Origin of the sequence: Cohnella sp. SGD-V74, assembly GCF_003001675.1 — a bacterium.
In the GTDB taxonomy this organism is placed as follows: Bacteria; Bacillota; Bacilli; order Paenibacillales; family Paenibacillaceae; genus Cohnella.
This window is the reverse complement of sequence record NZ_PVYW01000005.1, coordinates 198692-225183: the sequence shown is the minus strand read 5'-3', so window position 1 is coordinate 225183 and position 26492 is coordinate 198692. Positions and strand designations below refer to the sequence as shown.

Below are 26492 nucleotides of genomic sequence, written 5' to 3'. Positions count from 1 at the left end.
ATTTGACGTTTGCTTGGCCGCGTTGCAGATGCAGACCGCCAGAGACCATCCGGTTTCTGAGCGGTTTTTTTGCGTGCCGATCCGTTCGGCACTCTCTGAACAGCCGCAGGGAATCCCTGCGGCTGTTCGCGTTGTTACGCAAAATTCAATTATGAGGAGTTAACTTAACCTATGAATCCTATAATCAACGATCAACTGACGGCTTACGGCTGGAACGATGGCTGGCAGCAAACGCTCGCGGAGATGGAACAGCCGCTGCGCCAGTATTCGCCCGCCCGAGTCGTCGCCCAATTTTCCCATTCGTATAACCTGATGACCGCGGACGGACTGCACAGCGCGGCCGTCACCGGGAAGTTCGAGTTTCTGGCCGCGAAGCGCGGCGATTACCCCGCCGTCGGCGACTGGGTGCTGACCGAGCCGCTGCCCGGGGAGAAACGCTCCGTCATCCACGCAGTTCTGCCCCGCCGGTCGGCGATGGTTCGCAAAGTCGCGGGGTCGGTTATCGAAGACCAGATCGTCGGAGCCAATCTCGATTATTTGTTTATCGTGAACGCCCTGAACCAGGACTTCAATCTGCGCAAAATTGAGCGCTACATGATCGCAGCCTGGGAAAGCGGCGCCTCCCCGGTCGTGCTGCTGACGAAAGCGGATCTGTGCCCGGACCCCGAAGCGTTCGCCGCCCTGGTCGAGGATGCCGCGCCGGGCGTACCGGTTCATTGCGTCAGCGCATTGAACGGGTCCGGCAAGGAAGCGCTCGGCGCCTATCTGAAGCCCGGAGCGACGATTGGGATCACGGGCTCGTCCGGCGTCGGCAAGTCGACGCTGCTGAACTGGCTGGCCGGGCACGACCTGCAGCTTACGCAGGGCATCCGGGAAGACGATGCGCGCGGCCGCCATACGACGACTCACCGCGAGCTGTTCCTGCTCGCCGGCGGATCGCTCGTCATGGATACGCCGGGCATGCGCGAGCTGCAGCTGTGGGATGCGCAAGAAGGCTGGCAGCTGGCTTTCTCCGACATCGAGCAGCTCGCTTCGGGCTGCCGCTTCCGGGATTGCAAGCACGACGGCGAAGCCGGATGCGCGGTGCTCGAAGCGCTGAGCTCCGGCGAGCTCGATCCGAAGCGATTCGCCAATTACCGGAAAACGGAGAAGGAGCTCGCCCACCTGGCGCGCAAAGAACGGTCGGCCGCCAAAGGGAACTCCAAAGGCAAACGGCCGCGATCCGCGGGAAGGGCGGATCGGCGGCCGAATAGACTGCTCGAATATATGGACGACGAATAGGACGGCGATTCTGCTTGGGCGTGTATGCAAACCCGCTCAAATTCGGCAACATCTGCTATCCTCGGAGGTTGCATACACGCCCTAAGCCAAATACTTGTCTTTCACGATGCGAATATGGTGCAGTCCGTGACCGGCGACGACGTAGGCAAGCGCCTTCGCGCTCATGACGGTGTTGCTCGCCGTTCCCGTTCTCGCCCACGCTTCGTCCGTCAATCCCCGAACGAGCGACAGCGTCGCTTTGCGCACGGAGATGTAGTTCTCGATCAGGTCGGACAACGTGTAAGCATCGAAATCGACGTACTTCATGTATTCGTCCTGATCGAAGCCCGGCAGCGGCGTGTTGTCTCCCCGCGCGATGCGGAGCAGTCTGTAGCTCATGATCCGCTCGGTGTCGGCGATGTGTCCGATGACTTCCTTGATGCTCCATTTGCCCGGCGCGTAGCGGTGCTCCGCTTTTTCCAGCGGAAGATCGGACAGAAACTCGGACGTCGCTTTCAAATCGTCCGCCAAGATATCGACAATGTTTCCCTCGGGGACGATGTCGATATACGTTCCGAAATGTCCGCCGTATTCTTCCTTCGTCGGGCGTTCAGTCAAGCTGCTCATCTGTCATCTTCTCCCTTGTCCATAATGTAGGCAATCAGCAGCGAGGCGGTGTTCGCGACGGCGTCCGCATGCGTTCGCTCCATTCCGTGCGAGGCATGCACGCCGGGACCGATCAGCGCCGCGCGAATGTTGCTGCCTCCGCGAAGAGCGGCGGATGCGTCCGAGCCGTAATACGGATAGATGTCGACGGCATGCGGAAGGCTCTCCCGGCGGGCGAGCTCGATCAGCCTGGAAGTCATGCCGTAGTCGTAAGGGCCTGACGAGTCTTTGGCACAGATCGAGACGTCCCGCTCCGTCGTCGACAGGTCGTCTCCGATCGCGCCCATGTCGACGGCGATCAATTCCGTAATATCCGGCGGAATGTGGGAGCTGCCGTGTCCGACCTCCTCGTAGGTCGACAGGACGACCTTAACGGTTCTGGCCGGGCGAACGCCTTCGCGCTTCAGCCAATGCATGACGCCGAACAGGGCGGCGACGCTCGCTTTGTCGTCCAGATGCCGCGACTTGATCCATCCGTTCGGCAAAATCCGGGTACGGGGATCCCAAGAGATGAAGTCGCCCGGAGCGATGCCGAGCTTCTCCGTCTCTTCCTTCGTCCGGACGAGCTCGTCGATCCGGATTTCCATGTTCGCCTCTTCCCGCTTCTGGTCGCGCACGTCGGCGTAGACGTGAACGGAAGGCTGCGTCGACAGCACCGTGCCTTCGTACGTTCTGCCGTCCCGGGTATGCACGAGGCAGTATTCGCCTTCCACCGTCTGCATCGCGTATCCGCCAATGGGCGTAAACCGCAGCATGCCGTTCGGCTTGATCGAACGAACCATCGCGCCTAGCGTATCCACATGCGCAGTCAGCGCGAGCGTACCGCCCGCATCTTCTTCCGCTCCGGGCAGCGTGATGACGGCATTGCCCTTCGGCGTCATCTCCAGCGCGAAGCCCAGCTTCTCCGTCTCGGCGCGCACCCGCTTCATGATCTCCATGCAGAAGCCGCTCGGGCTCGGCGTCGCGAGCAAAGCTTCGAGTATTCTCATTATATATTCCTTGTCCGGCGCAGGCTGTAGTGCTTTTGTCATGTTTTTCCACTCCTTGTATGTGTAAAAAGCCGCGTTTCCGCGACTTCTATATGCGACTTTAGAGGCTGAATCTTTGACGGTAACCGCACTTGCGGCATAGCTCCTCGACGACTTCCCTGCGGGAGAAGCCTTCGTACAGCCGGTTCGCGCGCTCGCCTTCGATGATTTCCGAGAACGGCTTGGCATGCAGGTTGCCCAGGTTGATGACGCCCTCCCCGTCCAGGCAGCACGGGATGACGGTACCGTCCACAAGGACGCCCGCCTGGTTGCGCAGCGCGTGGCAGAAGCCTCGCCCCTCGTCTTCCTTCTCCTTCAGATCCGGCCACTTGAACTCTTCCTCGTGATTCAGGTAGACGCGGTCGGCGATTTTGATCCCTTGCCCCCTTACGAAGCGTTCCTCGATCCGGAAGTCCAGTTGAAACGCCTGCTGAATCTGTTCCAAAATCTCGCGATTGCGGTCGTTCTGCACGTTCGTCTCGTTATCCGGCGTCAAATTCCACAAGCGCAAAGACACGATCATGTCGGAGGTTGCGACCGCTTCCTTGGCGAATTCGAGCACGCTGCCGACGTAGCCCTCCTTGTCGACCGAGCCCTCATGCCCGTCGAAGCTGTGCAGCGAGAAATTCATCTGCCTAAGCGCCGGCTTGCCCAGCAGCTTGTGCCGGTTCTTGCCCAGAAGCGTGCCGTTCGTCGTCAGGTTGACTTTGAATCCTTTCTCATGGCTGATATCGAGCAGCTCGTCGATCTTCGGATGCAGCAGGGGTTCGCCTTTTACGTGAAAATAAATATGCTCGGCATGGCCCTGAATCTGGTCGAGCGTATGCTTAAAAGCATCGATTTTAATGAAATTCGCCTGCCGCTTCGTCGGAGGACAGAAGCTGCAGGCCAAGTTGCAGATGCTCGTAATTTCGATGTAGAACTTTTTGAATTTCTTCAAGTCCGGTGCTCCAATCTGGTTTGCCCATTCGATCGCTTCCTATTATAGCATACCTAGCGACGCCTCTCAGGCCTTATCCTCGTAGAAAACGTGCTTCGCCCTCAGCGCGCTCTCGGAGATATCGAAAATACCGAACGAATACTTCGGCTGCCGCCTTTTGTCCGTCGGAGACCCGGGGTTGAATACGAGCAGCCCTGCGACCGTCTTGCGTACGGGAATATGGGAGTGTCCGTACACGAGCGCGTCCAGCTTCGTCCCCTTGAACGCTTCGATCGCGTGCGCTTCGGTCGACGAGCGCTTGGCCGCGCCGTGCCCGTGGACGACGCCGATCCGGCATTCCTCGAACTTCAACAGCTTGCGCAGCCCGAACTTGGCCTGCAGCTCGGCTCCGTCGTTATTGCCTGCCACTCCGTAGACCGGACCGAACGCGGCCAACTGCTCATACACCGACAGCTTCGTCCAGTCTCCGGCATGCACGATCGCATCCGCCCTCTCCAGCTCTTTAAGCAATCTGTCCGGCAGCTTTTTGGCCATTCTCGGCATATGCGTATCGGATACGACGACGATTCTCATCCGCTCCGACCTCTTTTCGCTCGCGATATTATAGTTTCATCATATCGGGAGGAACGGTTTCGGGCAACCGCATCCGCAAGGAAGCGGCAAAAAAAGCCGGCAAGCGGGCAACGGATGCCGCAAAGCCGACCTTCACTTTATTAGTGCCCACGATAATCGTCGTGCTCGACGCCCAGCGCTTTGTTCTTCTCCTTGAAGCGGATATTGTGAGAGGACACATAAGCGGCTTCGGACGCTTCCGGCTCCAAGTAGCGCTTGGCGCTGTTGACCGCCAGAGCCGCATCGGTGAACGCGCCGGCGATCAGCCACAGCTTGCTGTCGTAGCTGGCGAAATCCCCCGCGGCGTATACGCCAGGCAAGTTCGTCTCCAGCTTGCTGCCCGCGTTGACGTTCCATTCTCCCATGTCGAGGCCCCATTCGGTCAACATGCCGAAGTCGTATTTCAGGCCGTGGTTGACGATGACGGCGTCCACTTCGATTCGCTCGGTCTCCTCCGTGTCGACGTGGTAGACCGTCACCGAAGTGATGTTCTCACCGTCATCGCTATGAAGCGCCTGGACAGCATAAGGCGTACGAACGTCCGCCGAAGACTCCTTCATGCGGATGACGTTCTTCTCGTGGCCTCCGAACTTGTCGCGGCGATGGACGACCGTCACCTGCTCGGCAACCGGCTCCAACTCATTCGCCCAGTCGACCGCGGAATTGCCGCCGCCGGAGATCAGCACCTTTTTCCCCTTGAAGGCGTCCAGCTCTTGAACGGTATAATGAAGGTTCGAGACCTCGTAGCGTTCTGCTCCTTCGATCTCCAGCTTCGCCATTTTCAGAATGCCGTAGCCGATCGCCAGAATAAGCGTCCGCGTCCAATGCTTCTCCCCTGTCGCGGAGGTCAGCAGCAGCGTCCCGTCCTCCTGCCGCTCGCAGCCGCTGATCTGCTGTCCCAGCACGACCGTCGGGTCGAACGTCGTCGCCTGCTTGCGAAGCTCCTCGATCAGCTTGGAGCAGCGGATCGGTGCCGCCCCTCCGACGTCCCAGATCATTTTCTCGGTGTAGCTGAGCAGACGTCCGCCCAGTTCCTCCTTCGCCTCGATCAGCTTCGTCTTCATGTCCCGCATGCCGCTATAGAAAGACGCGTACATCCCCGCAGGGCCGCCTCCGATAATCGTCACGTCGTATAATTCCATGGATGGCTGCATGTTCTCGCGTGTCCTCCCGCCGATGTCCGGCCAGCCGCGAACGCACAAATCGTCTTCGTTCGATGCAGGCCTTCACAATTGATATTGATTCTCAATTACGCCTGCATCTATGATAGAATGTTGCTTCTGTTCGCGCAATGGACAAAAAGGACAGTTTTGTTGGACAAAAATCACCGATGCCTGCGATGCCTGTATCCAATGACAGCGAAGACGACGGCTGCAGCCCCGAGCAGCCAGCCCTTCAGCCCCCCTAATCTGTCGGACAAGCTTTCCTCGTACTCTCCCCCACTCTCCTGCTCCTCGCTCATTCCTTCGCTTGCATACAAACTTCCCCCGTACTTTCCCCCGTACTCGGAGAGCACATATCGGCCATCTTCCGTCCGAACGGCAATCCCCTGCTTCTCGCTCATTCCTTCGATCGCATAGCAGCGCGTTCCCTTCGGAAACGCATTGGAGAAATTGCCGCTATACGTCCCTTCTCGATCCGAATAACGGGTAACTTTGCCGAGGAGATTGCCGATCCTCTCCGGCTCGACGACCGTATCGGTCACGACGTATATGCTGCCGGAATACACGACGAACGGGTATGCCCAATCGGCCGAAACCGCAGCGGGCCGGATCAGCAGCGCAATCGCCAACATAAAACCGCATAGCTTCACAATACGCATGACGCTATCCTCCTCCCGCGCACGGTAATCTCAAAGCCTCAGCTGCGTCGCAAGATACCCTTCCAGTCTCGTTTTAACGACGGGCCATTCTTCTGCGACAATGCTATAGAAGACGTAATCGAGCCCGTAATACTTTTTGCGCAAAATACCTTCCCGGACGGCTCCCAATCTCTCGATCGCGCGCTGCGAGCGGATATTGTCGGTGCTCGTGATGATCTCCACCCGCACGGCCAGGATACCCTCGAACGCATGGCGCAGCAGCAAATATTTCGTCTCGGTGTTCACTCTCGTGCGCCACACCTCCGAACTGTACCAGGTAGAGCCGATGTTCAGGTTGCGATGCTCCTCTGCGATACGGAGATATCGCGTCGAGCCGACATAAGCGCCAAGCGTCTTGTCATACACCGCGTAAGGATACTGCTCGCCGCGGTCTCGCCCGTCCAGCGCTTTCCGGACGAACTGCTCCATCTGCTCGATACGCTCGATGCGAATCGGATAGGCGTCCCAGATCGCCGGATCGCGGGAGCAATCGAACAACGGCCGAACATGATCCAGAGACAGCGGAACCAGCTTCACCCGCTCGCCTTCCATAGCTTCAAACGCGAACATGCCCGCTAGCCTCCCTTCCCAGGAACGATTCGATCTGCGCGCGATGATGCCGATTGTGCCAGACGAACCGCTGCAGGGCAATATCCAGCGTCACGCTTCCCAGCGCCTGCGTGCGCAGCTTGCGCTCGAAAGCCGCAGGCTCCAATTCGGTCAGCAGCGCGGCGAATCGGGCATGCAGCGTCTCCAGAAGCAGCAGCGAATGCTCGGGCGGCAATGCGGCGTAATCCGGCAATTCCGCCCATAGATCCTCGCGATACGAGCTGGCCAGCGGCTCTTCTTCCGTTAGCGCCCGCTTGAAGCGAAGATAAGCGTTCATGTCGTTGTCCGCCAGATGATGAACGATCTGCGCGATCGTCCATCCTCCTTCCCGGTAAGGAACGAGCAGCCGCTCCGGCGGCAGGCCGACGATCAGCTCGCGAAGCCGGTTCGCAAGCCCGGGAATTTCTGCGATCAGAGCGCGGCGTCCGGCACCGGTCTGATCGTCAATCGGCTCGAAACGTCCGAGCGGAAAACGAATATCGTCCATTCTTCTATTCCTCCTGTAATTTGGCGATCGGCAACCTCAAATCCATTTGACCACCATGCCGATAAAATAAGCCGCCGGAACGAGCACCAACTGGGCGAGCATCGTGCCGAAAAACCGGGTCGTCATCATCAGTACGTAAATTTTGCCGAGCTGCTCCCGCCGCTGCGAGTCGGTTAACGCTTTGTCCGTGATCAAGCCGAGCTGAGGGTCGATGAATACGGTGAGCAAAATGGTCGCGATCCCGTTGATGATGCCCGAAGCCTGCGACGCGGTCGTGCTGAACTGCGGCAGAAGATGGGCGGCGTAGAGCGAAGCGAGAACTCCGACGGTGTAGAAGGAGGTGACGACCATATTGAGCAAAATGAACTTCTTGGATATGCCCAAATACCGGTACTGGCTGATCCGCAGCCGCGGCGCCCGCAAGTAGCGCTTGGTGTTGCGCAGCTGGCCGAGCGTTACGCTGGAGATGAGCTTCGGAATCGAGCCGGTCACTTCCAATCTACGGATGATAATGGCGAACAGGCCGACAAAGCTCGGAAAAAGAACGATCGCGATGAGAGTGCCGACGGACGAAGCCAACAAAATGACGCGTAAATAATGCAGCAGATCGAACGAAACGTGGTCTCTCGCGAAATCTACGAATTTCGCGGTCAGCGGCGCCTGTACGAGGTTCGCCGTCCGGGATACGAGCACGATAATGCCGGTCAACGACAAAGCGACGGCGATCTTGTTCAGCCTCACGCCGGCCAATCGGATCGAGTAGGACAACGTCTCGGCAGCGTGTATAATCATCGTCATCGCGAATACGATCAGCAGCTGTTGTTCCATTCGCTCAGATCAACTCCGAATCCGGTAATCGTCTTCCCTCGGCTCTAGCTTTTTGCCTACAACTCTTTAGTCAAATACAACAGCAAATCGTCGTCCACAGTCACCGTCTGACCCGGCCGAACGGCTTCGTTGGCGTACACCAGCCCTCTGCCGTCCATCACGTAACCGCGCTTGCCGTAGAGGCGCTGAGCGTTTCCGTAATCGGCATAGAGCCCTACGCCGAGACCGACGCTCTTGGACGTTCGCGCCGCAATCTCCTCCAGCTCGTCCAGCAGCGCTCCCGCGATTCCCTTGCCCCGCATGTCGGGGAACACGTTCAGATCGTTAATTTCCGGAATCCCGTTTTCACGGAAATAGGGATAGTAGGATCTGTAGAGCAAGTGACAGCATCCGGCCAACTCCTCTCCCAGAAACGCCATCAGCGTCACCCGGCCGCCTTCCCGGTTCTCTTCCAGACACTGCGCAAAATAATTCCCCGGCTTATACCAGGCATAGTTCCGCGCAAAGCGCTCGTCCAACAGCCGCGTTTCTTCTATTGTATGCAGCCGCCGTACCGAAATCTCTCTCGACAACAAAGCCCCCTCCTTCCAAACATTGGACATGCATACTATTATAGCAAAGCGATTCATAGGCGAGTACCCGTTGGTTGGATTGGTTGGCAAAAAAACTGCGATAACCCCACCATTCACCTGCATGACGCTCTTTCGATCAGTTCGTTCTCTCTCTCCTTCATTCTCTGTGCCTTTTGCCGCTATCCCTTCCCTCATCCTCAAAATCTCGTTTTTTTCAAACGCTGTTTTCTTAAATATTGTTGCTTTCTGGGAGAATACAAAATAAAATAGGAACATTAGTTCGTGTTTAATCTTAAAAACATGGAGGTTTCCGATATGATTAGCTTAGGCAAAGAGACGATTCATCGGTATAACGAATTTATAGAATGGACGGATACATTGCGGGATTTGGACGATAACATTTGGTTAACTCCAATCGCTGAAGGGAAAGCAACAGTCGCGGAAATCATTTCGCATCTTCAAAATTGGGATCATTACCTCACCAATACGATTATCCCGGCAATTAAAAATGGCGAAGGAATGGTCTTTCCAGATTTCGATTCGTTCAACCAAAAAGCTTACGAATATGCTCGTTCGGGCGTTTCTAAAGAAAGCATGCTCGACGAATTCAAGCAAACTCGTCTTCAGTTGATTGAGATACTGCTGACAGAGCCAGACGTTACCGCCAAGCATGTGACTGCCAACGGCGTAGAGAATTGCCCTCATACAGGTACTCCGTACTCGTTGCTCTACATCATTCATGAATTTATTGAACATGACATTCATCACAAGAATCAGATTTTATCGGTTATCTGATTTTTTCGTGAATAACGAAATTTAGCCGTCCCTTATATTCTAAAGAACAGGCCAACCGGAATGCTGCATTCCGATTGACCTGTTCACGAAAGAATGATTTGCGTCTCTACTATTCCCCCACCCGAACGGAATGAGTCCGTCCCGCTTCGACCCGAATGAGCGCATAGGTCGTTACGGCGCCGTCCGGTGATGTCTCGATGCTGACCGGAACGGGAACGCCGTCGTGCAGAAGCGCGTCATGCCGTCCACTGAAGCCTGCCTTCCACTCCACCGGCTCGCCGCCGCGCAGCGTCAGCCTGGATTCTCGTCCTCCGACGTGCTCCAGATCGAGTACCCGGTTCAGCACCGGAACGCGGCGCAGGCTGGCATGCGCCAGCTCGTCCGGCAGCTGGCCGAGCGACGATACCGTAGAACGACCGTCGGCGGACAGGCCCATCAGACCGGAGGCGATCGCTCCGACGACGCAGAAGGATACCTCCGGGTACTCTCTTCTCTTCAGCGCGGGATCGACCAGCTCCAGCAGCTCGCGATAGGCGTTGTCCCGATCCCCGCTGCGATAGTACAAATCGGGCATGTACGTCTTCGCTTCGACGATGGCCGCGCCGTGCCGTGCGACTTCGGCCAAGGCACCGCGCAGCTTGCGCGGGTCCTTCACGATGCCGAAATACAGAGGCAAATAGTTGCCCTCGGCATAATAACGGTCGTAGAACGTTCCCCCGTGCAGCAAAGCTCCGAAGAAAGCGCCCCGCTCTTCGTCCCACCATCCGCTCTCGTACAGTGTCCGCAACCGCTCGGCCTCCGCTTCGTAACGGGCCGCTCCCGCCGCGTCCCCGGCTTCGGCGAGCAGCTTCGCGTATGCCCGGCTGCCGGCGAATTGGGCCGCGACCAGATCGCCGCCGACAAGCGGCTGCAGACCGTCTTCGTTGTACGAAGCGATGCCTCGCCTGCCGTATTCCGGCCAATGCTCCGGCACGCCGTCGCCGTCCTTGTCCCACGTTCGAATGTAGTCCTCGAACGTGCGCCGGTAGAAACTCGCAAACGCCGGATGCCGCACGTAATCGGTGTCCCCCGTCCACAGCCACTGCCGGTAGCAGGCGTCCACCAGGTCGAAGTTCGCGGGCAGGTTGTACCAGAAGTCGGCATCGTCGGTATAGTCGACCGGCGCGGGCTCGTTGTCGCCCGTGATCTCCCAGTAGGTGCACCAATCCCGCGATTCGGCGATGTTCTCGGCAAAGCGCAGCAGCATATTGCGCGTATGGGCGGACAAGCCCAGCACGGAGGCGCCTGCGCTGTGATGCGCGACGTCTCTCATGCAGAAGGCGTTGCGGCCGGGCAGCGCCGCCTCGTACCATAAGCCGACAGGATCGAGTCCGCTGTGCGCGTATGCGAGCGCCTGCGCCTTCGCCCAGCGGAAGCCCGCGTCCAGCTTCGGCTCGGAAGAGGCAAACTCCGCCTCCCCTACGTTCAACCGTTCGTTCTTCATCATTAAGCGTACCTCCCTTATCCTTTGACCGACCCCAGCATAATGCCGCCGATAAAATACTTTTGCACGAACGGGTACACGAGCAGGATCGGCACCGTCACGACGATCGTCGTCGCCGCCCTCAGCGTCAGCGGGGACAAGTCCCGGTACCGGTTGTACAACACCTGCTGATCGCGAATTTGCTGCAGGCCTTCCATCTCGAGCAGCAGCCGCCGCAAATACACTTGAAGCGTATCGAACTTGCCGCTCGGATTGTACAGCACGACGTCGAACCACGAATTCCAGTGCGATACCGCCAAATAGACGGATACCGCCGCGAATACGGGCACGCAGATCGGAATGACGATTTTCCAGTAAATGCGGAACTCGCCGGCTCCGTCGATTCTGGCCGATTCGAACAGCGCGTCCGGCTGGTTCTGGATGTACGAGGAGATGAGCAGCATGAAGTACACGTTGAATAAGGCCGGCAGCCAATACACGTGGAAGCTGTTGGTCAAGCCGAGATTAACGATGAGCAGATACACCGGGAAGAAGCCCCCGTTGAAGTACATTGTAATGAAAAACAAAATCCGCATAAACTTCCTTCCGGAAAAATGGCGGATGTTCACCAGATACGCCAGCAGCCCCGTCGCGAGCAGGCAGGCGACCGTGCCGACGACGACGCGGAGAATCGACCACATGAAGCCGTTCAGCATTTTCTTGTTCTGGAACAGCAGCTCGTAAGCGGAAAAAGAAAGCTTGCGCGGGAACAGATAGATGCCGCCGCGCGCCGCGTCGACGCCGTCGTTCAGAGAGATGGCGAGCAAATTCAGGAACGGATAGATCATGAGCGCGCAGAAGACGAGCATAAAGACGACGTTGGCCGTATCGAATACCCGGCTGCCGAGCGTTGGTTTCAAATAGTCGCGCATTCTCGTTCCCTCCTTACAAGATCGAAGTATCGAAAAACTTTTTGGCGATCCGGTTCATGCCGATGACAAGCAGTACGCTGACGACGGCTTTCATCAAATTGACGGCGGCTGCGAACGAATAGTAGCCGAGCTGAACGCCGTACTTGTAGACGTAAGTGTCGATGACTTCGGAATATTCCGCCGTCGTCGGCGAGCCGATCAGCAGCTGCTGCTCGAAGCCGGCGTTCAAGATGCCGCCGAGGCCGAGAATCCACAGCAAAATGATCGTCGTCCGAATGCCCGGCAAGTAGATATGCCAGACGGTGCCGAACCGGCCGATGCCGTCCACCTTGCCCGCCTCGATCTGCTCGCGGTCGATGCTGGCCAGGGCGGACAAGTAAATGATCGAGTTGAAGCCGACGTCCTTCCAGACGTTCGAGGTCGTCAAAATGCTCCAAAAGTATTTGCCTTCCCCAAGGAAGGAGATCGGCTCGCGAATGAAACCGAAGTCGATCAGCAGCTTGTTGAGCAGGCCGTCGCTGCCGAGCAGCGTGAACAGAATGCTGGCCACGACGACCCACGAGATGAAATAGGGAATATAGGAAAGCGTCTGGGTAAACCGCTTGAACGCTTTGTTCTTCAGCTCGTTAAGCAGCAGCGCGAGAATGAGCGGGGCCGGCAGGCCGAACAAGATGTTCAATCCGCTGATCGCAAACGTATTCCTCATGATTGTGCCGAAATCGGGAGAGTTGAAAAACCGCTCGAAGTGCGCAAAGCCCACCCAATCCCCCGAGAAAAAAGAATTGCCCGGCACGTAGTTCTGGAAAGCGATAATCATGCCGTACATCGGATAATAGGAAAAGACGAGCACCCAGACGATCATGGGCACGGTCATGATCCAGATTTGCCGTTCCTTCGCGATCCGCCGTCGCCAAGTGTTCATGCCAAGTTGCCTCCTACGGCCTTTAACGAAGCGAAGAGGAAGCGGCGCGGTTCAGGCACCCTTCCTCTTCGTTTCGGACGGCCTATTGATTCAGGATTTCCAATTGTTTCTTGTACTCTTCGGTTCTGTATTTCTCCAGGTCCTGCAAGCCCAGCTTGTTCGCTTTGTCCCTCAGCTCGTTAAACGTGCTCACGAATTCGTCCTCCGTCTTGCGGGTGACCGCTTGCGCGAAGCCGTTCTTCACGAGGTCTTCGATCTGCTGGTTGACGAGCGTGTACGGATTGTCGACGGAGAAGACGACCCGGCGAGCGGTATTGTCATAGACCGTGTCCTTCGTATTGTCGTACATGAGCTTCTTCCATTTGTCTTCATCGACAAAGTTCTGGTCGTACCAGGCCGTGCTCTTGTTGTCGTCTTCCAGCAAGCCTTGACCGTGGACGAGCCAGAAGCGGTTGCCGCCGAGCTGGTCGGATTTCTCGTAATCAAACGTGCCGTCCAGCAGCGCAGTCTTCTGCGCCTCGTTAAAGCTCCACTTGTCGTCTCCTTCGTAATTCCAGAGCGAGTCCTCTTCATTCGGAACTCCCCAGCCGAGCAGACGCGTTCCGATCGGAGACATCGTGAAATCGAGGAATTTGATAATCGCTTCCGGATTCTTCGCTTTGTCGGTCAGTACCGTGTAGTTCCATCCTCTGGCATCCTTCGGCGACAAATACGCATTCTCCGCACCCGCCGCTTTGATTGCGATCTGAACGTAGCGCATGTCCTCCTGGTAATCCGGCACCGAGTTCCGCCAAATCTCGTGACCGGCGTTCCACGAATGCCACCACGATCCGATATGGCCGACGATTCTTTCGTTGGCGAACTTCGTTTTCCAGTCGTCGAATTTGTTGATGAACAGATCCGGATCGAGCAGGCCGTCGCGGTAGATCTTGTTGTAGAAACGGGCCGCCTCCAAGCCTTCGGAAGTGTTGAGCCAGTGGACGAGATTGTGATCCGCGTCCTCCTTGTAGCCGTCCTTCAGTCCCCAGATGCCCATCACGTTGTTGATGTTGACCTGGTCGTTCCAGGACAGCGCGTACACTTTCTCGCCCTGGGCGTTCGTCGGATGGGCGGCGACCATCTGCTTCAGCACCTCGTAATAGTCCTCCGGCGTTTCGATCTTCGGCGATCCCATCTCTTCGTACCAATCCATGCGGATATGGGCCGTAAAGTCGGGTCCCGGAAGATAGCCCCAGCCGCGGGGCAGCCCCCACAGCTTGCCGTCCTCGTCCAAGTACGTCTTGTACTTGTCGCCGAGCGCTTTCTTGATGTTCTGACCGTACTGATCCACGTACGGGGTCAGGTCGATGATCTTGCGCTGGGCTTTCCACTTGTCCACCGTATCGTCGTCCATGGCGGCGATGACTTCCGGATACTCGCCGGATGCGAGCATCAGATTGAGCCGTTCCTTCGGATCGACGTCGTATACGGTTTTCTTCAGGTCCACGTTGAAGTTGTTCAGCAAATAATCGTGCAGTCGAACCGTATCTCTGGCTACCTTGTCCGGATTATCCCGATCCGCCTGGTAGAAGTCGATGACCGTCGTCTGCGCGGGCTTGATCCAGCCGAAGGCGTTAGGCTCTCCCGCCGACTCCGCTCCGGAAGACGACGGTTGCGCCGGGGACGCCGCCGGTCCCTCCTCCTGCCCGGACGAACAACCTGCCAACAACCCGACTGCAAGTGCTGCCGCTATGATGGTGCTAGATGTCTTTTTCACTCGCGTGAACTCCCCTCTTCTGTGATGGCCTCGGCAAGCCGGCAGTCGCCGTCCGCCTCGTCAATTGTCATTGTAGACGGCGCGGGACGATCGGAACATGTCGTTACCTTCGCAAAGTTGCGGTTTTCGCTACCCGTCGTGAAGCGTTTTCAGTAGCTGCCCATATTTTTGCGGAACTCGCTCGGAGACAGTCCGACGTACTTTTTGAACAGCTTGGTGAAGTGCGGGTAGTCCGGATAGCCGACCCGTTCGGCGATTTCGTACGTTTTCAGGTCGCCCTCGCGCAGCATCTCGCAGGCTTTGGCGATCCGGTATTCGATCAGATAGGTTTTGAAATTGCGGCCCGTCTCTTCTTTCATCATCTTGTAGAAATAAGCCGGAGACACGTCGGTCAGCGCGACGAGCTCCTCGAGCGACAGCCCGGGATCGGGGTAACGTTCGTGAATGTACGCCAGCGCGGTACGGATCGCTGCCCGCTGGCCCCAGTTGCGCTCGGAGCGGATCGCGTCCGAATAGAAGTCTGCAAGACGCCGAAGCCCCGCAGCTCCGCCTTCGAACGGAATCGCCGGCTCTTGAACGCCGAGTCCGCGCTCCCGGATCAATCTTCGCAGACAGGCGGCCAGATCCCCGTAAAGCTGGGCCTGTTCGCCGTCCGTCAGGCGAGCTTCGCCGATTCGTTCCGCGACGGCCGCGAGGCTGCTCATCTTGCCCGCTTCGTCCAACAGCCACAGCTGCTCCGCGAGCCGCTCGACGATCGCCGTGCACTCCCACAGGCAGCTTCTGTATCGCTCCAGATCGGCCATGCGCCGTAGCCGGGAATCCCGCAGCCCGTTCAGCAGCTTGCTGACCGCCTCGACGTTCATCGGCTTGAGCAAATACTCTCTGACTCCATAGCGCAGCGCCTCCTGCGCGTATTTGAAATCGTCGTAGCCGGACATGACGATCAATTCGGTCGACTCACTTCGCTGCCGGATGTTCGCGATCAGCTCGAGTCCGCTCATCACCGGCATCATGATGTCCGTGATGACGACGTCAGGATCATGCCGGGATACGAGTTCCAACGCCTCCTGGCCGTCCTCGGCCTCGCCTACGACCGTAAAGCCCGGACAATATGTCTCGATAATTTTCCGCAGCCCCTGCTTGACGGCGCGTTCATCGTCTACCGTAATGACTTTAAGCATAGGAGTTCACCTTTTCTTCGTGGTCTTCGCCGTCGGGCATCGAGAACGGCAGACGGATGGCGATCACCGTGCCGGCCTTGTCCGAACGAACGATATGCAAACCGTACGACTCGCCGAAGGTCATGCGGATCCGGTTGTGGACGTTCCACATGCCGATATGGTTTTCCACCTCCGCAGCTTCCTTCTCGGAGCGGCCGAACAGCTCGTTGTACCGTTCCATCGTCTCCGGGCTCATGCCGCCGCCCCGATCGGTAACGAGCAGCTCATAGCCAAGCGTCGTGGCCCGTCCGAACAAACCGATATAAACCGGTTTAAGCCGATGGCGCTCATAGCCGTGCTTAAAGCAATTCTCGACGATCGGCTGGAGCATCAGCCGAATGGCCGGCACCGCGGACAAGCCCGGCTCGTCGATGAGCACGTCCGTCTGCAGACTGCCGAACCGCTCCATCTGGATTTCCAGATAAAAGCGGGTATGCCGGACTTCCTGCCGCAAGGAGACGCGTTCTCCGGGATTGCCGACGCTGTAACGGAAAATTTCGCTAAGCGAGACGATCATTTTGCTGATCTTGAAGTTGCCTTCGACGATCGCGTTGGAATTGACCACCTCCAGCGTGTTGTACAGAAAATGCGGATTGATCTGCGATTGCATGTAGCGCAGCTGCGATTCCTTCTGCTTGACCTCCATCTCCTTCTCCTTAAGCCGAGCATTCTGCACGATGTTGATCAAATGCTTGATCTCGCTGACCATCCGGTTATAGCTCAAATACAGGCTGCCGATCTCATTCTTGCGATTCTCCGGCGCGAGCGCGTCGAGGTCGCCCCTCTCGGCCCGGAACATCAGCTTCTTGAGCAGCAGCAGCGAGCTCGTAAGCGGGTGGACGATGACACCCAGGATGACGAGGGATAGAACGAGCATGAGGACGATGACGATCAGAATGGACATCCGGCTGAACCGGACGAGAGGCGCGTTCAACTCGCGGAAAGGAACTTCCGAGACGAGCACGAGATTCGTCTTGTCCGAGTAGTTGAACAGCACGAGCTTCTTGCCCTCGGGCGAATCGATCAGCTTGGAGCCGCTCTCTTTGTTGAACACTTCGGAGACGTAATCCGGCAGCTTCCGCCCCTTCATCAGCACCTCGTCGGGATGATAGAGAATGTTGCCCTGCTCGTCGGCGATCCACATGAAGCCGGTCCGGCCGAGCGTGACGCTGCGGCAGATGCGGATAATCTCGCTCAGCTTCAGGTCGACGATCAGCAGCCCGCTGGCCTGCTCCCGCTTAATGTCCAGAAACCGGATCGCCATGGCGATGACGTTCGTGTTGATCATCGTTTCCTGTCCCATGATCTGATACTTGCCCGTCTCGGCGATCCGCGACATGTAATCCGCGTATCGCTCCTGAGCGGACAGAAAGCTCGTGCTGGAGCTGGCGATCGCCTTGTCCGACACGAGCGAAATGCTGTGAATATTCTCGCGGTTGATCAGAATCGGAGTCAGCAGTTCCTTATCGATCGCGTTGGACAGCTCGTAGCGAACGTACGGGTCGTCGAACGTCGAGCTTAGAAACCGCTGGGTGAGCGGAGCGGCCAACAGCGGGAACGTCAGCTCCTGGATGTTCTCGAAATACGTGTCCAGATGTGAATTCACCTGTTCGACGATCTGGTTGGTGTAATCGATCGCGTTCTTCTCGATCGCTTTCGCGGACGTCGTATACCACAGCATGCCCATGATCACCACGATGAGGAAAATCGCCAGCATGAGCAAATAAACTTTCAGCTTAAGGGACAGGTCCCGGAAATAAGCCATTGCCAATCTCCTTCCAAGCAGCGCCAAGATGCACAGTTTTGCCGAGATAACGCTTACAGTATAACACGGCGTTCGACGCCCGGTATGGGCCCCTCCCCTCAGGGATTGTCTCTTTCTCTACTAACTTGTGTTTTCCTTTCCTAAAATAAATGCAGGCTGTCTCTTATAACATCAAAAAGGCAACAGGTACAATTATCGAAGAATAAGTCGGGGGTATGTATCCCCTATCCTATCTCGATAATGCCTGTTGCCCTTGGGACAGCCTTCCGTCTGAGGCCAAGCCCGAATGAAGAGCCTCGTCAAGCTGAGAGGTTCTCGTTCTCATCAAATCTTTTCCTGCCAATAAGCCGACGCTCCGACACAACAAGGCCAACAAGGGTCAGCAGCGCTCCCGCCAGAGCCGTCGCGGTAATCGTCTCCTCCAGCAGCAAGTAAGCGGCAATGACCGTAATGACCGGCACCAGGTAGATGTAGGTGCTCGTCCGGATTGCGCCCAGAACGCCGACGCTCCAATTCCAGGCGACGAAGCACATCGCGGAGGCGCCCAAGCCGAGGAACAGCAGATTAAACAGGTTGGCCCCTTCGGCAATGCGATGCAGATCCCAGCGAAAATCAAGCAGCGCCGTCGCCGGAAGCATGAACAGCATCCCGTAGAAAAAAACTCGCCGGGTGCTCCCGAGAGCCGGGCGGTCAAGACGGCTGACGATGCGCATCAGGACGGAATAGAACGCCCAGCAGACGCAAGCCAGAACGGCCAGACCGTCCCCCAGCGGATTCAGCTTCAGAACGTAGCTGCCGTTGAACGAGATCAGAGCAATGCCCGCAAGCGCGATCAGAAATCCGATCAAGAACGACAAGTGCAGCCCTTCGTCCTTCAATATCAGATGAGCGGCCGCTGCGGTAAAGAACGGAGCGACAGACACAATAATCCCTACGTTGGAAGCGTAAGTGTACGTCAATGCGATATTTTCCAGCAGAAAATACAAAGTGACCCCGCACAGCCCGGCCGCCGCGAACAGCAGCTCCTCTCTCCATCGCCGAACAGGGACGAAGCGAGGATAGACGGCCCATAGCGCCGCATAGCCGATCAGAAATCGAAACACCAAAATTTCCAGCGGGCTGAAGTCGTCTAACAGCACTTTGGTCGAAATAAACGTCGTGCCCCAAATGACGATCGTCAGCAGCGTGGCGGCATGCGCGGAAGCCCTTAAGCGCTTATCCGTCATCTCGCCTCCCGAACCGGAGATTGCCGTTCGGAACGATCCCGCACAAAAATCCGCATGTACTGCCCCGGCGTCAAACCGATGTAGCGTTTGAAAAAATTCGTAAAATGGCTCTGATCGCTGAAACCGGTCCGATGGGCCGCATCCGCCGGGGAGACTCCGTCCTCCAGCAGCTTCTTGGCGTTGCCGATCCGAACCGTCTCCAAATAGCTGTAAGGAGACAGCCCCCTCTGGCGGGCGAAGGAGCGGAGAAAGTGATACTTGCTGAGACCGGCCAGCTCGCTCAGTTCATCCAACGTAATTTTGTCCGCGTAACGGGCTTCCATATATTCGCATACCGCCTCGAAGCCAGACAGGGACTCGCCGCCCGGTCCTTCCTGCTGCTCGGAAGCGTCCGAATGCTCCTGAAGCAGTTGGCCAATCAGGAAGAAGCTCAGCTCCTCCTTGACGAAATCCGTCTCCCCCTGCAGAATCATCTCGTGCAGCTGCTGCAAAGGCGCCGCCAGCTCGCTGCCAGGAACGACATTGCGCGAAAATCTCGGCAATTCGTCGTTGCCGGCAATCTCGCGCACGATTCTTCGCATGCCCTCTGTACCGATATTGAGACTGCGATAATCCATCGGCCTGCCGTCGACCTGCTCGCAGGAGTGAACGTCCCTCGGGTTGAACAGGATGATGTCGCCGGGGTTAATGATATAGCTCTTGTTGTTGCACTGCATGTACCGTCTGCCGCTCTCTATGAATCCAATGACATAATAATCATGGAAATGATTCGGAAACTTCTGCATCAATCCTTGAAAACGATAGGCTTCGATACGCAAATCCGCATCGTAGCATACGGTTCTGAGCTCGTCCGGCACTTCTTATCCCTCCTAAGCGTTTCCTCTGTAACTATACCAGAAAAGCCGCTTCGGGAGATTGGACGATATTGCTCAGGGCTTCGCTCCGGCTCTATTCGAGACGATGCGCAAGGATGTTGACCAGCTTGCCGAACGGGTCGCGAACGTAGAAGCGGCGGACGCCCCACGGCTCGTCGACCGGTCCGTACTCGATCGCAAAGCCGGCTTCCTTCATTCTCTCATGCGCCTCGTCCACGTCGTCGACCTCAATCGACAGGTCGGGCGTTGGCGTCTGCGACCCGCCTTGCGCTGCGAAGCTGATTTGGACATCCATTCGCTCGCCCGATCCGTACGTGGCGATCCAGCCGTGGTCCATGAGCAGCTCCAGCCCCAACACGTCCTGGTAAAAGCTGCGCGCCGCCTCGATTCGCTGCGTCTCTATGTTGGCTACAATTCGTTTGACTCGCATCGTTCATTCCCCCTCCTTCGATCGATCGTTGTTTCTCAGTCTCCCACGTGCGCCAGCTTGTCGGGATTCCGGACAACGTACAAGTTGCGAATCGCTCCGTCTTCGACGTGAAGCATCCCGACGGTATGAACGCCTTCGCTTGAACGGAACAGAATGCCGTACTGACCGTTCAGACGGCGCACTTCCATGCTGGAATGGCCTTCGTCCGATACGAATCGGGCCAGCGTCGCCAGAAGGAACCGCGCGACGAGCTCCCCCGTCCTGATCGGCTTGACGGCCGCCGTAGCTTTGCCGCCTCCGTCGGCCACGAGCACCGCGTCCGGATCGAGCAAGGCCAGCATTCGGTCCATGCTCCCCTGCTTGAGCGCGTCCATAAAGCTGTAAGCCCATTCGGGATTAGCCGCTTCGGTTGAGACGCCGCTCTTGTCGTCTTCCCGTCCAAGCTTGGCGCTAGCGCGGCTGAACAGCTTGCGGCAGTTCACCTCGCTCTTGTCGATCAACTCGGCAATCTCCCGATATTCAAAGCCGAGTGCCTCGCGAAGGACGAAAACGACGCGTTCCGTCGGAGACAGCCGCTCCAGCAAGACGAGCATGGCATAGGACAAGAGATCGTCGCGGGCGACCGCCTCCGACAAATCCTCGTCCGAACTCAAGAGCGGCTCGGGAAGCCATTCTCCGAAATACTCTTCCCGCTTCTTGCGCGCCGATTTATTTAAATCCCTGCAGCGGTTCGCGACCATTTTGCACAGATAAGCTTTCGGTTCGGCCAGTCGTTCCGGAGGCACGTCGTATACTTTCAGAAAAACGTCCTGCACCACGTCTTCCGCGTCGGATACCGATCCGGTCAATTGATAAGCGAGCTTGAACAGCAGCCCCTTATACTGCATATATAACTCTTGCGCGTGTCCCTCCTGCATTTCCCTACCTACTCCCTTTTCTTTTTTCGCCTATAGATAGCCTTATGAATTAAACGAAACAGAGACCGTTTCTGTGACATCGCCCGCCGGCACGGCTCCTCTTCGCGTATCATAACCTCTCCAACTTCCAACCGAATATGTCTTCGTTCCCCTGCGAAAATCCGAAATCCGCATACTGTTTTTGGCATTGTACATACTACCAGCAAGCAATACGATGATGCCGGAGTGATCGTTCATGGGTGCCGTAAGCCAAAGCGCTGAAATCAATGAAGCTTATTTGCGGGCTCAGTTCCAACGCTGCTCGGACTTCGTGCTGCGTTCTTTTACGTTAAGGGACGAAACCCGGCTTATGCTCGTCTATCTCGATGGAATGATTCGATCCGAAAGCGTAGAAGACAACTTCCTCAAGCCCCTCCTGTTCGACGGATTGCCGCAAGGCATAGACCGAATATCGTCTCTCGTCGAGATGTTCCGGCGCGAATGGCTTCCGTTAACGAGCATAAAGACGGAGGATTCCTTGGACGGTTTGGTCACCTGCGTTCTGCAGGGCTGTCTGGGAATATTGGTCGACGGAGAAGCTTCCGCGCTCGTCGCTCAAGTGCAAGGCTATGAGAAGCGAGGCATCGAAGAACCGCAGAAGGAATCGACCTTGCGCGGCTCCAAGGAAGGCTTCGTCGAGCATCTTCGCACCAATACGTCGTTAATTAGACGGAGAATCGTTCACCCGCAGTTGAAAATGGAGTCGTACACGGTCGGCAAATATACGCAAACGGAAGTCGTCCTGTCCTACATGCAAGGAATCGCGGATGAGCAAGTGCTGTCGGTCGTCCGCGACAAGCTCGATAAGATCGACACCGACGGCGTCATCGATTCCGCTTATATTGAAGAATGGCTCGAAAACAACTCGTTCTCCATCTTCCCGCAAGTGCAAAATACCGAACGTCCCGACGTCGTGGTCGCGAGCTTATTGGAGGGCAAAGTCGCTCTGATCGCGAACGGAACGCCTTCCGTCCTCATCCTGCCGATCACTCTATGGTCGGGTCTTCAGTCGGCGGACGACTATTTCGAGAGATTCGTCTTCGTCCTGCTGATCCGAACGATCCGATACATCATGACCTTCATCTCCTTCGCCCTGCCCGCCATCTATGTCGCGCTTTCGACTTTCCATCCGGAGATGATCCCCAGCTATCTCATGATCAGCATCGCGACGGCCAGAGAGAGCTCGCCGTTCCCCACCGTCGTCGAAGTGTTCCTCATGATGTTCATCTTCGACGGCTTGCAGGAAGCCGGCGTCCATCTTCCCAATCAGCTCGGCCCCGTCGTCAGCATTATCGGAGCGCTCGTCATCGGACAAGCCGCCGTCGAAGCCGGCATCATCTCGACTCCGATCATTATCGTCATTTCCTTGACGGGCGTTGCGACTTACACGATTCCAAGATACAGCGCGACGCTGCCGTTCCGCCTGATTCGCTACCTCCTGCTGTTCGTTACGGGCATGCTCGGATTCGTCGGCTTCGCGTTCGGCATCATCTTTCTGCTGATTCACCTGGTCATGCTGGAATCCTTCGGAACGCCTTACTTAAGCCCGGTGGCCCCGTTCGACGGCAAACGGATCAAAGACATTCTGATCCGCTACCCTTTCGCCCTGAAGAGCGGGCGGAACAAGAAAGGAATGGGCAGATGATTCGCTTCCTTCTCCGCACGAGCGTCTTGATGCTTCTTGCTGGCGCCGCCTCCGGCTGCACCGATTTTATCGAGCCGAATCAATTGGCCTTCGTCATGGGGACGGCCGTCGACCATGCCGACGACGGAGAAATCGAAGTCAGCCATCAGATCGTCATCCCCACGCAGAAGAGCGGGCCATTTGGGGGCTCGGGGGATTCGGACAGCTTCGTCGTGATGTCGGCCAAAGGGAAAAACGTATTCGAAGCCATTCACAAAGTCCAGAAGAAGATGACCCGCAGATTGATGCCGAGTCACCGCCAACTGATCGCCATCAGCGAACAGTATTTTCAAAAAGATGACGTAAGTACGTTATTCGATAAACTCAACCGAGACCCTGCCAACAATTTAAGAGATATTACCGTTCTGGTCAAAGGCGATCTCGCCAAAAACTTTCTCCTGCTCGACCATCCGATGGAGCATCTGTCCAGCATAGCCACTGGAAAAGAGATGGAGATCAACGGGATGAACCGCTTCTCGACCAGGCAATTCATCATCGACAGTCTGTCCGAAGGGACCCGCCCTCTCGTGCCGGTGCTGCAAATCGAACAGGTCAAAGTGCGCAGCAAGGAGACAGGGCCGATTGCCGCGTTATCGGGCTTCGCCGCCTTGAACAAGAAGCTGAAAATCGCGGGCTTCCTGAACGATGCCGAAGGGGCCGGAGCCGTCTGGATGTCGGGGAAAGGCACTTTCCATGCCATTACGCTTCCTTGGAAAAACGGCAAAGATACCCTGTCGTTCCGGCTCACTCATCTTCGACGCCGGATCGACTCGGCGGACGACCATGATCCACAGCGCATCGTACTCACCGTTATGGCGCAAGCTTATCTTCTTGAAAACACGACCTCGCTCGATTTATCCGAGACGCATTACATGCTGGAAGTCCAGAAATACATGAATGATAAAATTCGGGAGGACTTGCAGCTTACGATGGATAAAGTCCAGGAGTGGGGATCAGACGTCTTCGGAATCGGCGAATACTTGCACCGCAGCTCCCCCTATTGGTGGAAATCGCAAAAGGACGATTGGGATCATAAATTCAAAGCTCTCGACGTTACCGTCCGGTCGAACGTTCAACTAAGATCCGTCGGAGCAAGCGGAACGTCGTTTAATTGATAGAGGGAAGGAATGGCGGCAAAGCATGAAAGTGAGCGGTTATCAGATGTTCTGGCTGATCAGCATCTCCTCCTTGATCGTGTTCTCATTCCTTCCCATGCATCTGGCCGTAGAGCAGGCGCGCCAGGACGGCTGGATCTCCATTCTGCTTGGCGGCATGATTATGCTGGCGGCTACCTGGATCACCCTGCGGGTCTGCATGCAGAACAAGGACAAAACCTTGGTCGGCTTCGTCAATGATCTCCTGGGCACCGTGCTGGGTAAAATCGTCGTTGTGTTCTATTTCCTGCTCTGGTTTACGCAAATGGCCACGATCGTAAGAGGAATGGCGGAATTTCAAAATCTGGTCATGCTCCACAACACGCCGATGGTCTTGATCTTGCTGTGCATGCTGTTTCTCGTTGCTTATGCGGTTTATCGCGGGGGTATTATCGCCGTCAGCCGCTGCGCGGAAATCATCGGCCCCCTGTTCGTACTCCTGCTGTACGTGCAGCTGTTTCTGAATCCGCAGGATATGGACGTCAAAAGGGTGCTGCCGATCTATGCCGACTCGGGCTGGCTCGCCATTCTGACGGGTACGCTGCATTCGTTCAACTACATGGTGGACCCTTCGATCGTCCTGATGCTGTTCTTCTTCGCCGAGAACAAACGAACCGCCTCCCGCGCGATTATGTGGGGAACGGCGGTCGCGATGCTGTGGGGCGTATTGGCCACTCTCGTTCTCGTATTCGTGACCGGCCCACGTATCGCGGCCGAATTGGTCGTTCCCGTCTATTCGCTCACCAAGTTCGTATCCATTCTCAATTTCGTGCAAAATATCGATGCCTTTTACATCCCGTTCTGGTTGTTCGGCGCTTTTATTAAATTATCGGTAGGCTTGTTCATTCTCAGCTATGGGATATCGGAATGGACCGGCTTCAAAAACTGGCGGCTGATCGCTTGGCTGGCGGCTGTCGCCTGTCTGGCGTTCGTGCTGTTCAGCGCGCACCGTATCGAACTTTCCAATACGCTTAAGAACGCGTATCTGATCGGACTCGTGTATCCCGCTCTCTACATCGTCCTCCCCTTGATCTTATGGATGCTGGGAAGCCTGCGGCGACGGCGCAAGACGACTAACGCCGCCTGAGCCGGATCGTCCCGTGTCACAGAACAAATCCGGTCATCGTTATATGTACGAAGGGAGAAATACGGAGCGGCGTATTCGAACTTCAAACCAAAGCAAAGAGAGGTAATTAACGATGGCACAACGGATCAACTATATGCAGCAGTCCCCCGAGTTCTTCAAGAAATTGCTGGAATTCAGCAACACGGAACAGGCGGGAGCAATCGAAGAGAGCATTCTTCATCTGGTTCATATTCGCGCTTCGCAAATTAACGGATGCGGCTTCTGCCTGGACATGCACATCAAGCAAGCCAAAATCCATGGAGAGCGGGAGCTTCGCCTCTATCATCTGCCGATTTGGCGGGAATCGACTCTGTTCGAACCGCGTGAACGGGCCGCCCTGGCCTGGACCGAAATTTTGACCAAGCTGCCTGAGCACGGCGTTCCCGACGATGTCTATCAACGCGTTCGCGAGCAGTTCTCCGAGAAGGAGCTCTCGGACCTGACCTTCTCAGTCATGGCCATCAATGCCTGGAATCGCGTTAACGTCGCCTTCAAGACCGTACCCGGTTCCGCCGACGCGGCGTTCGGCTTGACGAAAGCGGGATTGAACTAATATGAAAATCGTAGTGATAGGCGGCAGCGGGCTTATCGGAGCGAAACTCGTCAAAAACCTTCGCGGGCTCGGTCATGAAGTCGTGGCGGCGTCGCCTTCTCTGGGCATTAACGCCGTCACCGGCGAAGGGCTGGAAGAAGCGCTTCACGGCGCGCAAGTCGTCGTTGACGTTGCCAATTCTCCTTCGTTCGAGGATCAGGCTGTAATGGAGTTTTTCGAGAAGTCCAGCCGAAATCTTCTTGCTGCCGAGGCCGCGGCCGGAGTGGGCCATCACGTCGCGTTGTCGGTCGTCGGTACTGATCGCCTTCTCCAGAGCGGTTATTTCCGGGCGAAATTGGCTCAGGAAGAACTCATTAAAGGTTCGAAAGTTCCTTACACGATCGTTCGGGCGACGCAGTTTTTTGAGTTCGTCCCCAGCATTGCCTACGTGGCGACCGAGGGAGGCGCCGTTCGACTGCCGTCCGCATCCATTCAGCCTATCGGATCTGACGACGTGGCCTCCGCTCTGGCGGACTTCGCGCTTGGCGCTCCCGTTAACGGCACCGTCGAGTTGGCCGGTCCGGAACGGCTTCGTCTCGATGAGCTCGTACGTCATTTTCTGAACGCAACCATCGACGCGCGCCAAGTTGTCACGGACGACAAAGCCTTATATTTCGGAGCGGAACTGAACGATCTGTCTCTCGTCCCGGGCGATCAAGCTCGCCTTGCCCAGACTCGTTACGAGGATTGGCTATCGTAATCAGCAAATATGCCGGAGCTGTCTTATAAGTTAC

At 56.6% G+C, this 26492-nt stretch carries 27 protein-coding genes; 7 read left to right on the top strand and 20 right to left on the bottom strand.

Translation table 11 applies throughout. The annotated features are described in order from the left end of the window. Positions 1–171 precede the first annotated feature (171 nt). Complete coding sequence (rsgA, locus tag B0G52_RS10180) at positions 172–1281, top strand: ribosome small subunit-dependent GTPase A (protein WP_198960619.1); 1110 nt, start codon at positions 172–174, stop codon at positions 1279–1281. Between the two features lie 81 nt (positions 1282–1362). Here rsgA and B0G52_RS10175 read toward each other — a convergent pair whose 3' ends face one another. The 10 genes from B0G52_RS10175 to B0G52_RS10130 all read right to left on the bottom strand — a co-directional run bounded on the left by B0G52_RS10175 (position 1363) and on the right by B0G52_RS10130 (position 8863). Beyond that, positions 1363–1878 (bottom strand): DinB family protein, encoded by a 516-nt coding sequence (locus B0G52_RS10175; RefSeq protein WP_094044050.1) that lies wholly within the window; start codon positions 1876–1878, stop codon positions 1363–1365. Positions 1879–1883: 5 nt separating this feature from the next. Further along, the gene (locus B0G52_RS10170; RefSeq protein WP_094043773.1) at positions 1884–2957 is read right to left on the bottom strand and encodes a M42 family metallopeptidase; all 1074 of its coding nucleotides are present in this window, start codon (positions 2955–2957) and stop codon (positions 1884–1886) included. 58 nt (positions 2958–3015) lie between these two features. Beyond that, on the bottom strand, positions 3016–3894 hold the full coding sequence (locus B0G52_RS10165) for a radical SAM/SPASM domain-containing protein (RefSeq protein ID WP_094043771.1): 879 nt from the start codon (positions 3892–3894) through the stop codon (positions 3016–3018). Positions 3895–3960: 66 nt separating this feature from the next. Beyond that, on the bottom strand, positions 3961–4467 hold the full coding sequence (locus tag B0G52_RS10160; RefSeq protein ID WP_094043769.1) for a metallophosphoesterase family protein: 507 nt from the start codon (positions 4465–4467) through the stop codon (positions 3961–3963). Between the two features lie 140 nt (positions 4468–4607). Further along, on the bottom strand, positions 4608–5660 hold the full coding sequence (locus B0G52_RS10155; protein WP_094043767.1) for an NAD(P)/FAD-dependent oxidoreductase: 1053 nt from the start codon (positions 5658–5660) through the stop codon (positions 4608–4610). 170 nt (positions 5661–5830) lie between these two features. Then, a complete protein-coding gene (locus tag B0G52_RS10150) occupies positions 5831–6328 on the bottom strand; it encodes a hypothetical protein (protein ID WP_094043765.1) in 498 nt (165 codons plus the stop codon). A 30-nt stretch (positions 6329–6358) separates the two neighbouring features. Continuing rightward, the gene (locus tag B0G52_RS10145; protein WP_094043763.1) at positions 6359–6937 is read right to left on the bottom strand and encodes a GNAT family N-acetyltransferase; all 579 of its coding nucleotides are present in this window, start codon (positions 6935–6937) and stop codon (positions 6359–6361) included. Further along, positions 6924–7463, bottom strand: a complete 540-nt coding sequence (locus B0G52_RS10140; RefSeq protein ID WP_094043761.1) for a YfiT family bacillithiol transferase — start codon at positions 7461–7463, stop codon at positions 6924–6926. The genes B0G52_RS10145 and B0G52_RS10140 overlap by 14 nt, the downstream gene beginning before the upstream one ends. Before the next feature lie 36 nt (positions 7464–7499). After that, positions 7500–8291: a lipid II flippase Amj family protein gene (locus B0G52_RS10135; RefSeq protein WP_094043759.1), complete on the bottom strand. Its 792-nt coding sequence runs from the start codon at positions 8289–8291 to the stop codon at positions 7500–7502. 56 nt (positions 8292–8347) lie between these two features. Further along, on the bottom strand, positions 8348–8863 hold the full coding sequence (locus tag B0G52_RS10130; protein ID WP_094043757.1) for a GNAT family N-acetyltransferase: 516 nt from the start codon (positions 8861–8863) through the stop codon (positions 8348–8350). A gap of 315 nt (positions 8864–9178) precedes the next feature. Here B0G52_RS10130 and B0G52_RS10125 point away from each other — a divergent pair, with 315 nt between their 5' ends. Next, complete coding sequence (locus B0G52_RS10125; protein WP_094043755.1) at positions 9179–9658, top strand: DinB family protein; 480 nt, start codon at positions 9179–9181, stop codon at positions 9656–9658. A 109-nt stretch (positions 9659–9767) separates the two neighbouring features. On the opposite strand, the gene B0G52_RS10120 is transcribed toward B0G52_RS10125, so the two are convergent. The 10 genes from B0G52_RS10120 to sigJ all read right to left on the bottom strand — a co-directional run bounded on the left by B0G52_RS10120 (position 9768) and on the right by sigJ (position 21163). Continuing rightward, a complete protein-coding gene (locus B0G52_RS10120) occupies positions 9768–11144 on the bottom strand; it encodes an MGH1-like glycoside hydrolase domain-containing protein (RefSeq protein WP_094043753.1) in 1377 nt (458 codons plus the stop codon). 14 nt (positions 11145–11158) lie between these two features. Beyond that, complete coding sequence (locus B0G52_RS10115; protein ID WP_094043752.1) at positions 11159–12052, bottom strand: carbohydrate ABC transporter permease; 894 nt, start codon at positions 12050–12052, stop codon at positions 11159–11161. A gap of 13 nt (positions 12053–12065) precedes the next feature. Next, positions 12066–12974, bottom strand: coding sequence for an ABC transporter permease (locus B0G52_RS10110; RefSeq protein WP_233162535.1), 909 nt, complete (start codon positions 12972–12974; stop codon positions 12066–12068). A gap of 82 nt (positions 12975–13056) precedes the next feature. Continuing rightward, a complete protein-coding gene (locus B0G52_RS10105; RefSeq protein ID WP_094043751.1) occupies positions 13057–14730 on the bottom strand; it encodes a type 2 periplasmic-binding domain-containing protein in 1674 nt (557 codons plus the stop codon). A gap of 149 nt (positions 14731–14879) precedes the next feature. Then, positions 14880–15911, bottom strand: coding sequence for a response regulator transcription factor (locus B0G52_RS10100; protein ID WP_094043749.1), 1032 nt, complete (start codon positions 15909–15911; stop codon positions 14880–14882). Next, entirely contained in the window at positions 15904–17715 is a 1812-nt protein-coding gene (locus tag B0G52_RS10095) for a sensor histidine kinase (protein ID WP_094043747.1), read from the bottom strand. The genes B0G52_RS10100 and B0G52_RS10095 overlap by 8 nt, the downstream gene beginning before the upstream one ends. Before the next feature lie 299 nt (positions 17716–18014). Continuing rightward, complete coding sequence (locus B0G52_RS10090; protein ID WP_094043745.1) at positions 18015–18941, bottom strand: DMT family transporter; 927 nt, start codon at positions 18939–18941, stop codon at positions 18015–18017. Continuing rightward, entirely contained in the window at positions 18938–19798 is an 861-nt protein-coding gene (locus B0G52_RS10085) for an AraC family ligand binding domain-containing protein (RefSeq protein WP_094043743.1), read from the bottom strand. Before B0G52_RS10085 ends, B0G52_RS10090 begins: the two co-directional genes overlap by 4 nt. Before the next feature lie 91 nt (positions 19799–19889). Next, positions 19890–20246: a VOC family protein gene (locus B0G52_RS10080; protein ID WP_094043741.1), complete on the bottom strand. Its 357-nt coding sequence runs from the start codon at positions 20244–20246 to the stop codon at positions 19890–19892. Positions 20247–20281: 35 nt separating this feature from the next. Beyond that, complete coding sequence (gene sigJ / locus B0G52_RS10075) at positions 20282–21163, bottom strand: RNA polymerase sigma factor SigJ (protein WP_094043739.1); 882 nt, start codon at positions 21161–21163, stop codon at positions 20282–20284. Positions 21164–21398: 235 nt separating this feature from the next. Here sigJ and B0G52_RS10070 point away from each other — a divergent pair, with 235 nt between their 5' ends. From B0G52_RS10070 to B0G52_RS10050, 5 genes are all read left to right on the top strand, one after another. Then, entirely contained in the window at positions 21399–22847 is a 1449-nt protein-coding gene (locus B0G52_RS10070) for a spore germination protein (protein WP_094043737.1), read from the top strand. After that, positions 22844–24001: a Ger(x)C family spore germination protein gene (locus B0G52_RS10065; RefSeq protein WP_094043735.1), complete on the top strand. Its 1158-nt coding sequence runs from the start codon at positions 22844–22846 to the stop codon at positions 23999–24001. Before B0G52_RS10070 ends, B0G52_RS10065 begins: the two co-directional genes overlap by 4 nt. Positions 24002–24026: 25 nt before the next feature. After that, positions 24027–25127 (top strand): GerAB/ArcD/ProY family transporter, encoded by a 1101-nt coding sequence (locus B0G52_RS10060; RefSeq protein ID WP_094043733.1) that lies wholly within the window; start codon positions 24027–24029, stop codon positions 25125–25127. A gap of 112 nt (positions 25128–25239) precedes the next feature. Beyond that, entirely contained in the window at positions 25240–25719 is a 480-nt protein-coding gene (locus B0G52_RS10055) for a carboxymuconolactone decarboxylase family protein (protein ID WP_094043731.1), read from the top strand. A gap of 1 nt (position 25720) precedes the next feature. After that, positions 25721–26458: an SDR family oxidoreductase gene (locus B0G52_RS10050; protein ID WP_094043730.1), complete on the top strand. Its 738-nt coding sequence runs from the start codon at positions 25721–25723 to the stop codon at positions 26456–26458. Positions 26459–26492: the final 34 nt, after the last annotated feature.

Excerpts from the sequence above, each read along its gene's own strand:
- B0G52_RS10090 (WP_094043745.1), bottom strand. The coding sequence starts at position 18,941 with ATGACGGATAAGCGCTTAAGGGCTTCCGCGCATGCCGCCACGCTGCTG.
- B0G52_RS10145 (WP_094043763.1), bottom strand. The coding sequence starts at position 6,937 with ATGTTCGCGTTTGAAGCTATGGAAGGCGAGCGGGTGAAGCTGGTTCCG.
- B0G52_RS10095 (WP_094043747.1), bottom strand. The coding sequence starts at position 17,715 with ATGGCTTATTTCCGGGACCTGTCCCTTAAGCTGAAAGTTTATTTGCTC.
- B0G52_RS10070 (WP_094043737.1), top strand. The coding sequence starts at position 21,399 with ATGGGTGCCGTAAGCCAAAGCGCTGAAATCAATGAAGCTTATTTGCGG.
- B0G52_RS10160 (WP_094043769.1), bottom strand. The coding sequence starts at position 4,467 with ATGAGAATCGTCGTCGTATCCGATACGCATATGCCGAGAATGGCCAAA.
- rsgA (WP_198960619.1), top strand. The coding sequence starts at position 172 with ATGAATCCTATAATCAACGATCAACTGACGGCTTACGGCTGGAACGAT.
- B0G52_RS10125 (WP_094043755.1), top strand. The coding sequence starts at position 9,179 with ATGATTAGCTTAGGCAAAGAGACGATTCATCGGTATAACGAATTTATA.
- B0G52_RS10065 (WP_094043735.1), top strand. The coding sequence starts at position 22,844 with ATGATTCGCTTCCTTCTCCGCACGAGCGTCTTGATGCTTCTTGCTGGC.
- B0G52_RS10060 (WP_094043733.1), top strand. The coding sequence starts at position 24,027 with ATGAAAGTGAGCGGTTATCAGATGTTCTGGCTGATCAGCATCTCCTCC.
- B0G52_RS10050 (WP_094043730.1), top strand. The coding sequence starts at position 25,721 with ATGAAAATCGTAGTGATAGGCGGCAGCGGGCTTATCGGAGCGAAACTC.
- B0G52_RS10115 (WP_094043752.1), bottom strand. The coding sequence starts at position 12,052 with ATGCGCGACTATTTGAAACCAACGCTCGGCAGCCGGGTATTCGATACG.
- B0G52_RS10100 (WP_094043749.1), bottom strand. The coding sequence starts at position 15,911 with ATGCTTAAAGTCATTACGGTAGACGATGAACGCGCCGTCAAGCAGGGG.
- B0G52_RS10080 (WP_094043741.1), bottom strand. The coding sequence starts at position 20,246 with ATGCGAGTCAAACGAATTGTAGCCAACATAGAGACGCAGCGAATCGAG.
- B0G52_RS10170 (WP_094043773.1), bottom strand. The coding sequence starts at position 2,957 with ATGACAAAAGCACTACAGCCTGCGCCGGACAAGGAATATATAATGAGA.
- B0G52_RS10155 (WP_094043767.1), bottom strand. The coding sequence starts at position 5,660 with ATGCAGCCATCCATGGAATTATACGACGTGACGATTATCGGAGGCGGC.
- B0G52_RS10150 (WP_094043765.1), bottom strand. The coding sequence starts at position 6,328 with ATGCGTATTGTGAAGCTATGCGGTTTTATGTTGGCGATTGCGCTGCTG.
- B0G52_RS10135 (WP_094043759.1), bottom strand. The coding sequence starts at position 8,291 with ATGGAACAACAGCTGCTGATCGTATTCGCGATGACGATGATTATACAC.
- B0G52_RS10055 (WP_094043731.1), top strand. The coding sequence starts at position 25,240 with ATGGCACAACGGATCAACTATATGCAGCAGTCCCCCGAGTTCTTCAAG.
- sigJ (WP_094043739.1), bottom strand. The coding sequence starts at position 21,163 with ATGCAGGAGGGACACGCGCAAGAGTTATATATGCAGTATAAGGGGCTG.
- B0G52_RS10110 (WP_233162535.1), bottom strand. The coding sequence starts at position 12,974 with ATGAACACTTGGCGACGGCGGATCGCGAAGGAACGGCAAATCTGGATC.
- B0G52_RS10120 (WP_094043753.1), bottom strand. The coding sequence starts at position 11,144 with ATGATGAAGAACGAACGGTTGAACGTAGGGGAGGCGGAGTTTGCCTCT.
- B0G52_RS10140 (WP_094043761.1), bottom strand. The coding sequence starts at position 7,463 with ATGGACGATATTCGTTTTCCGCTCGGACGTTTCGAGCCGATTGACGAT.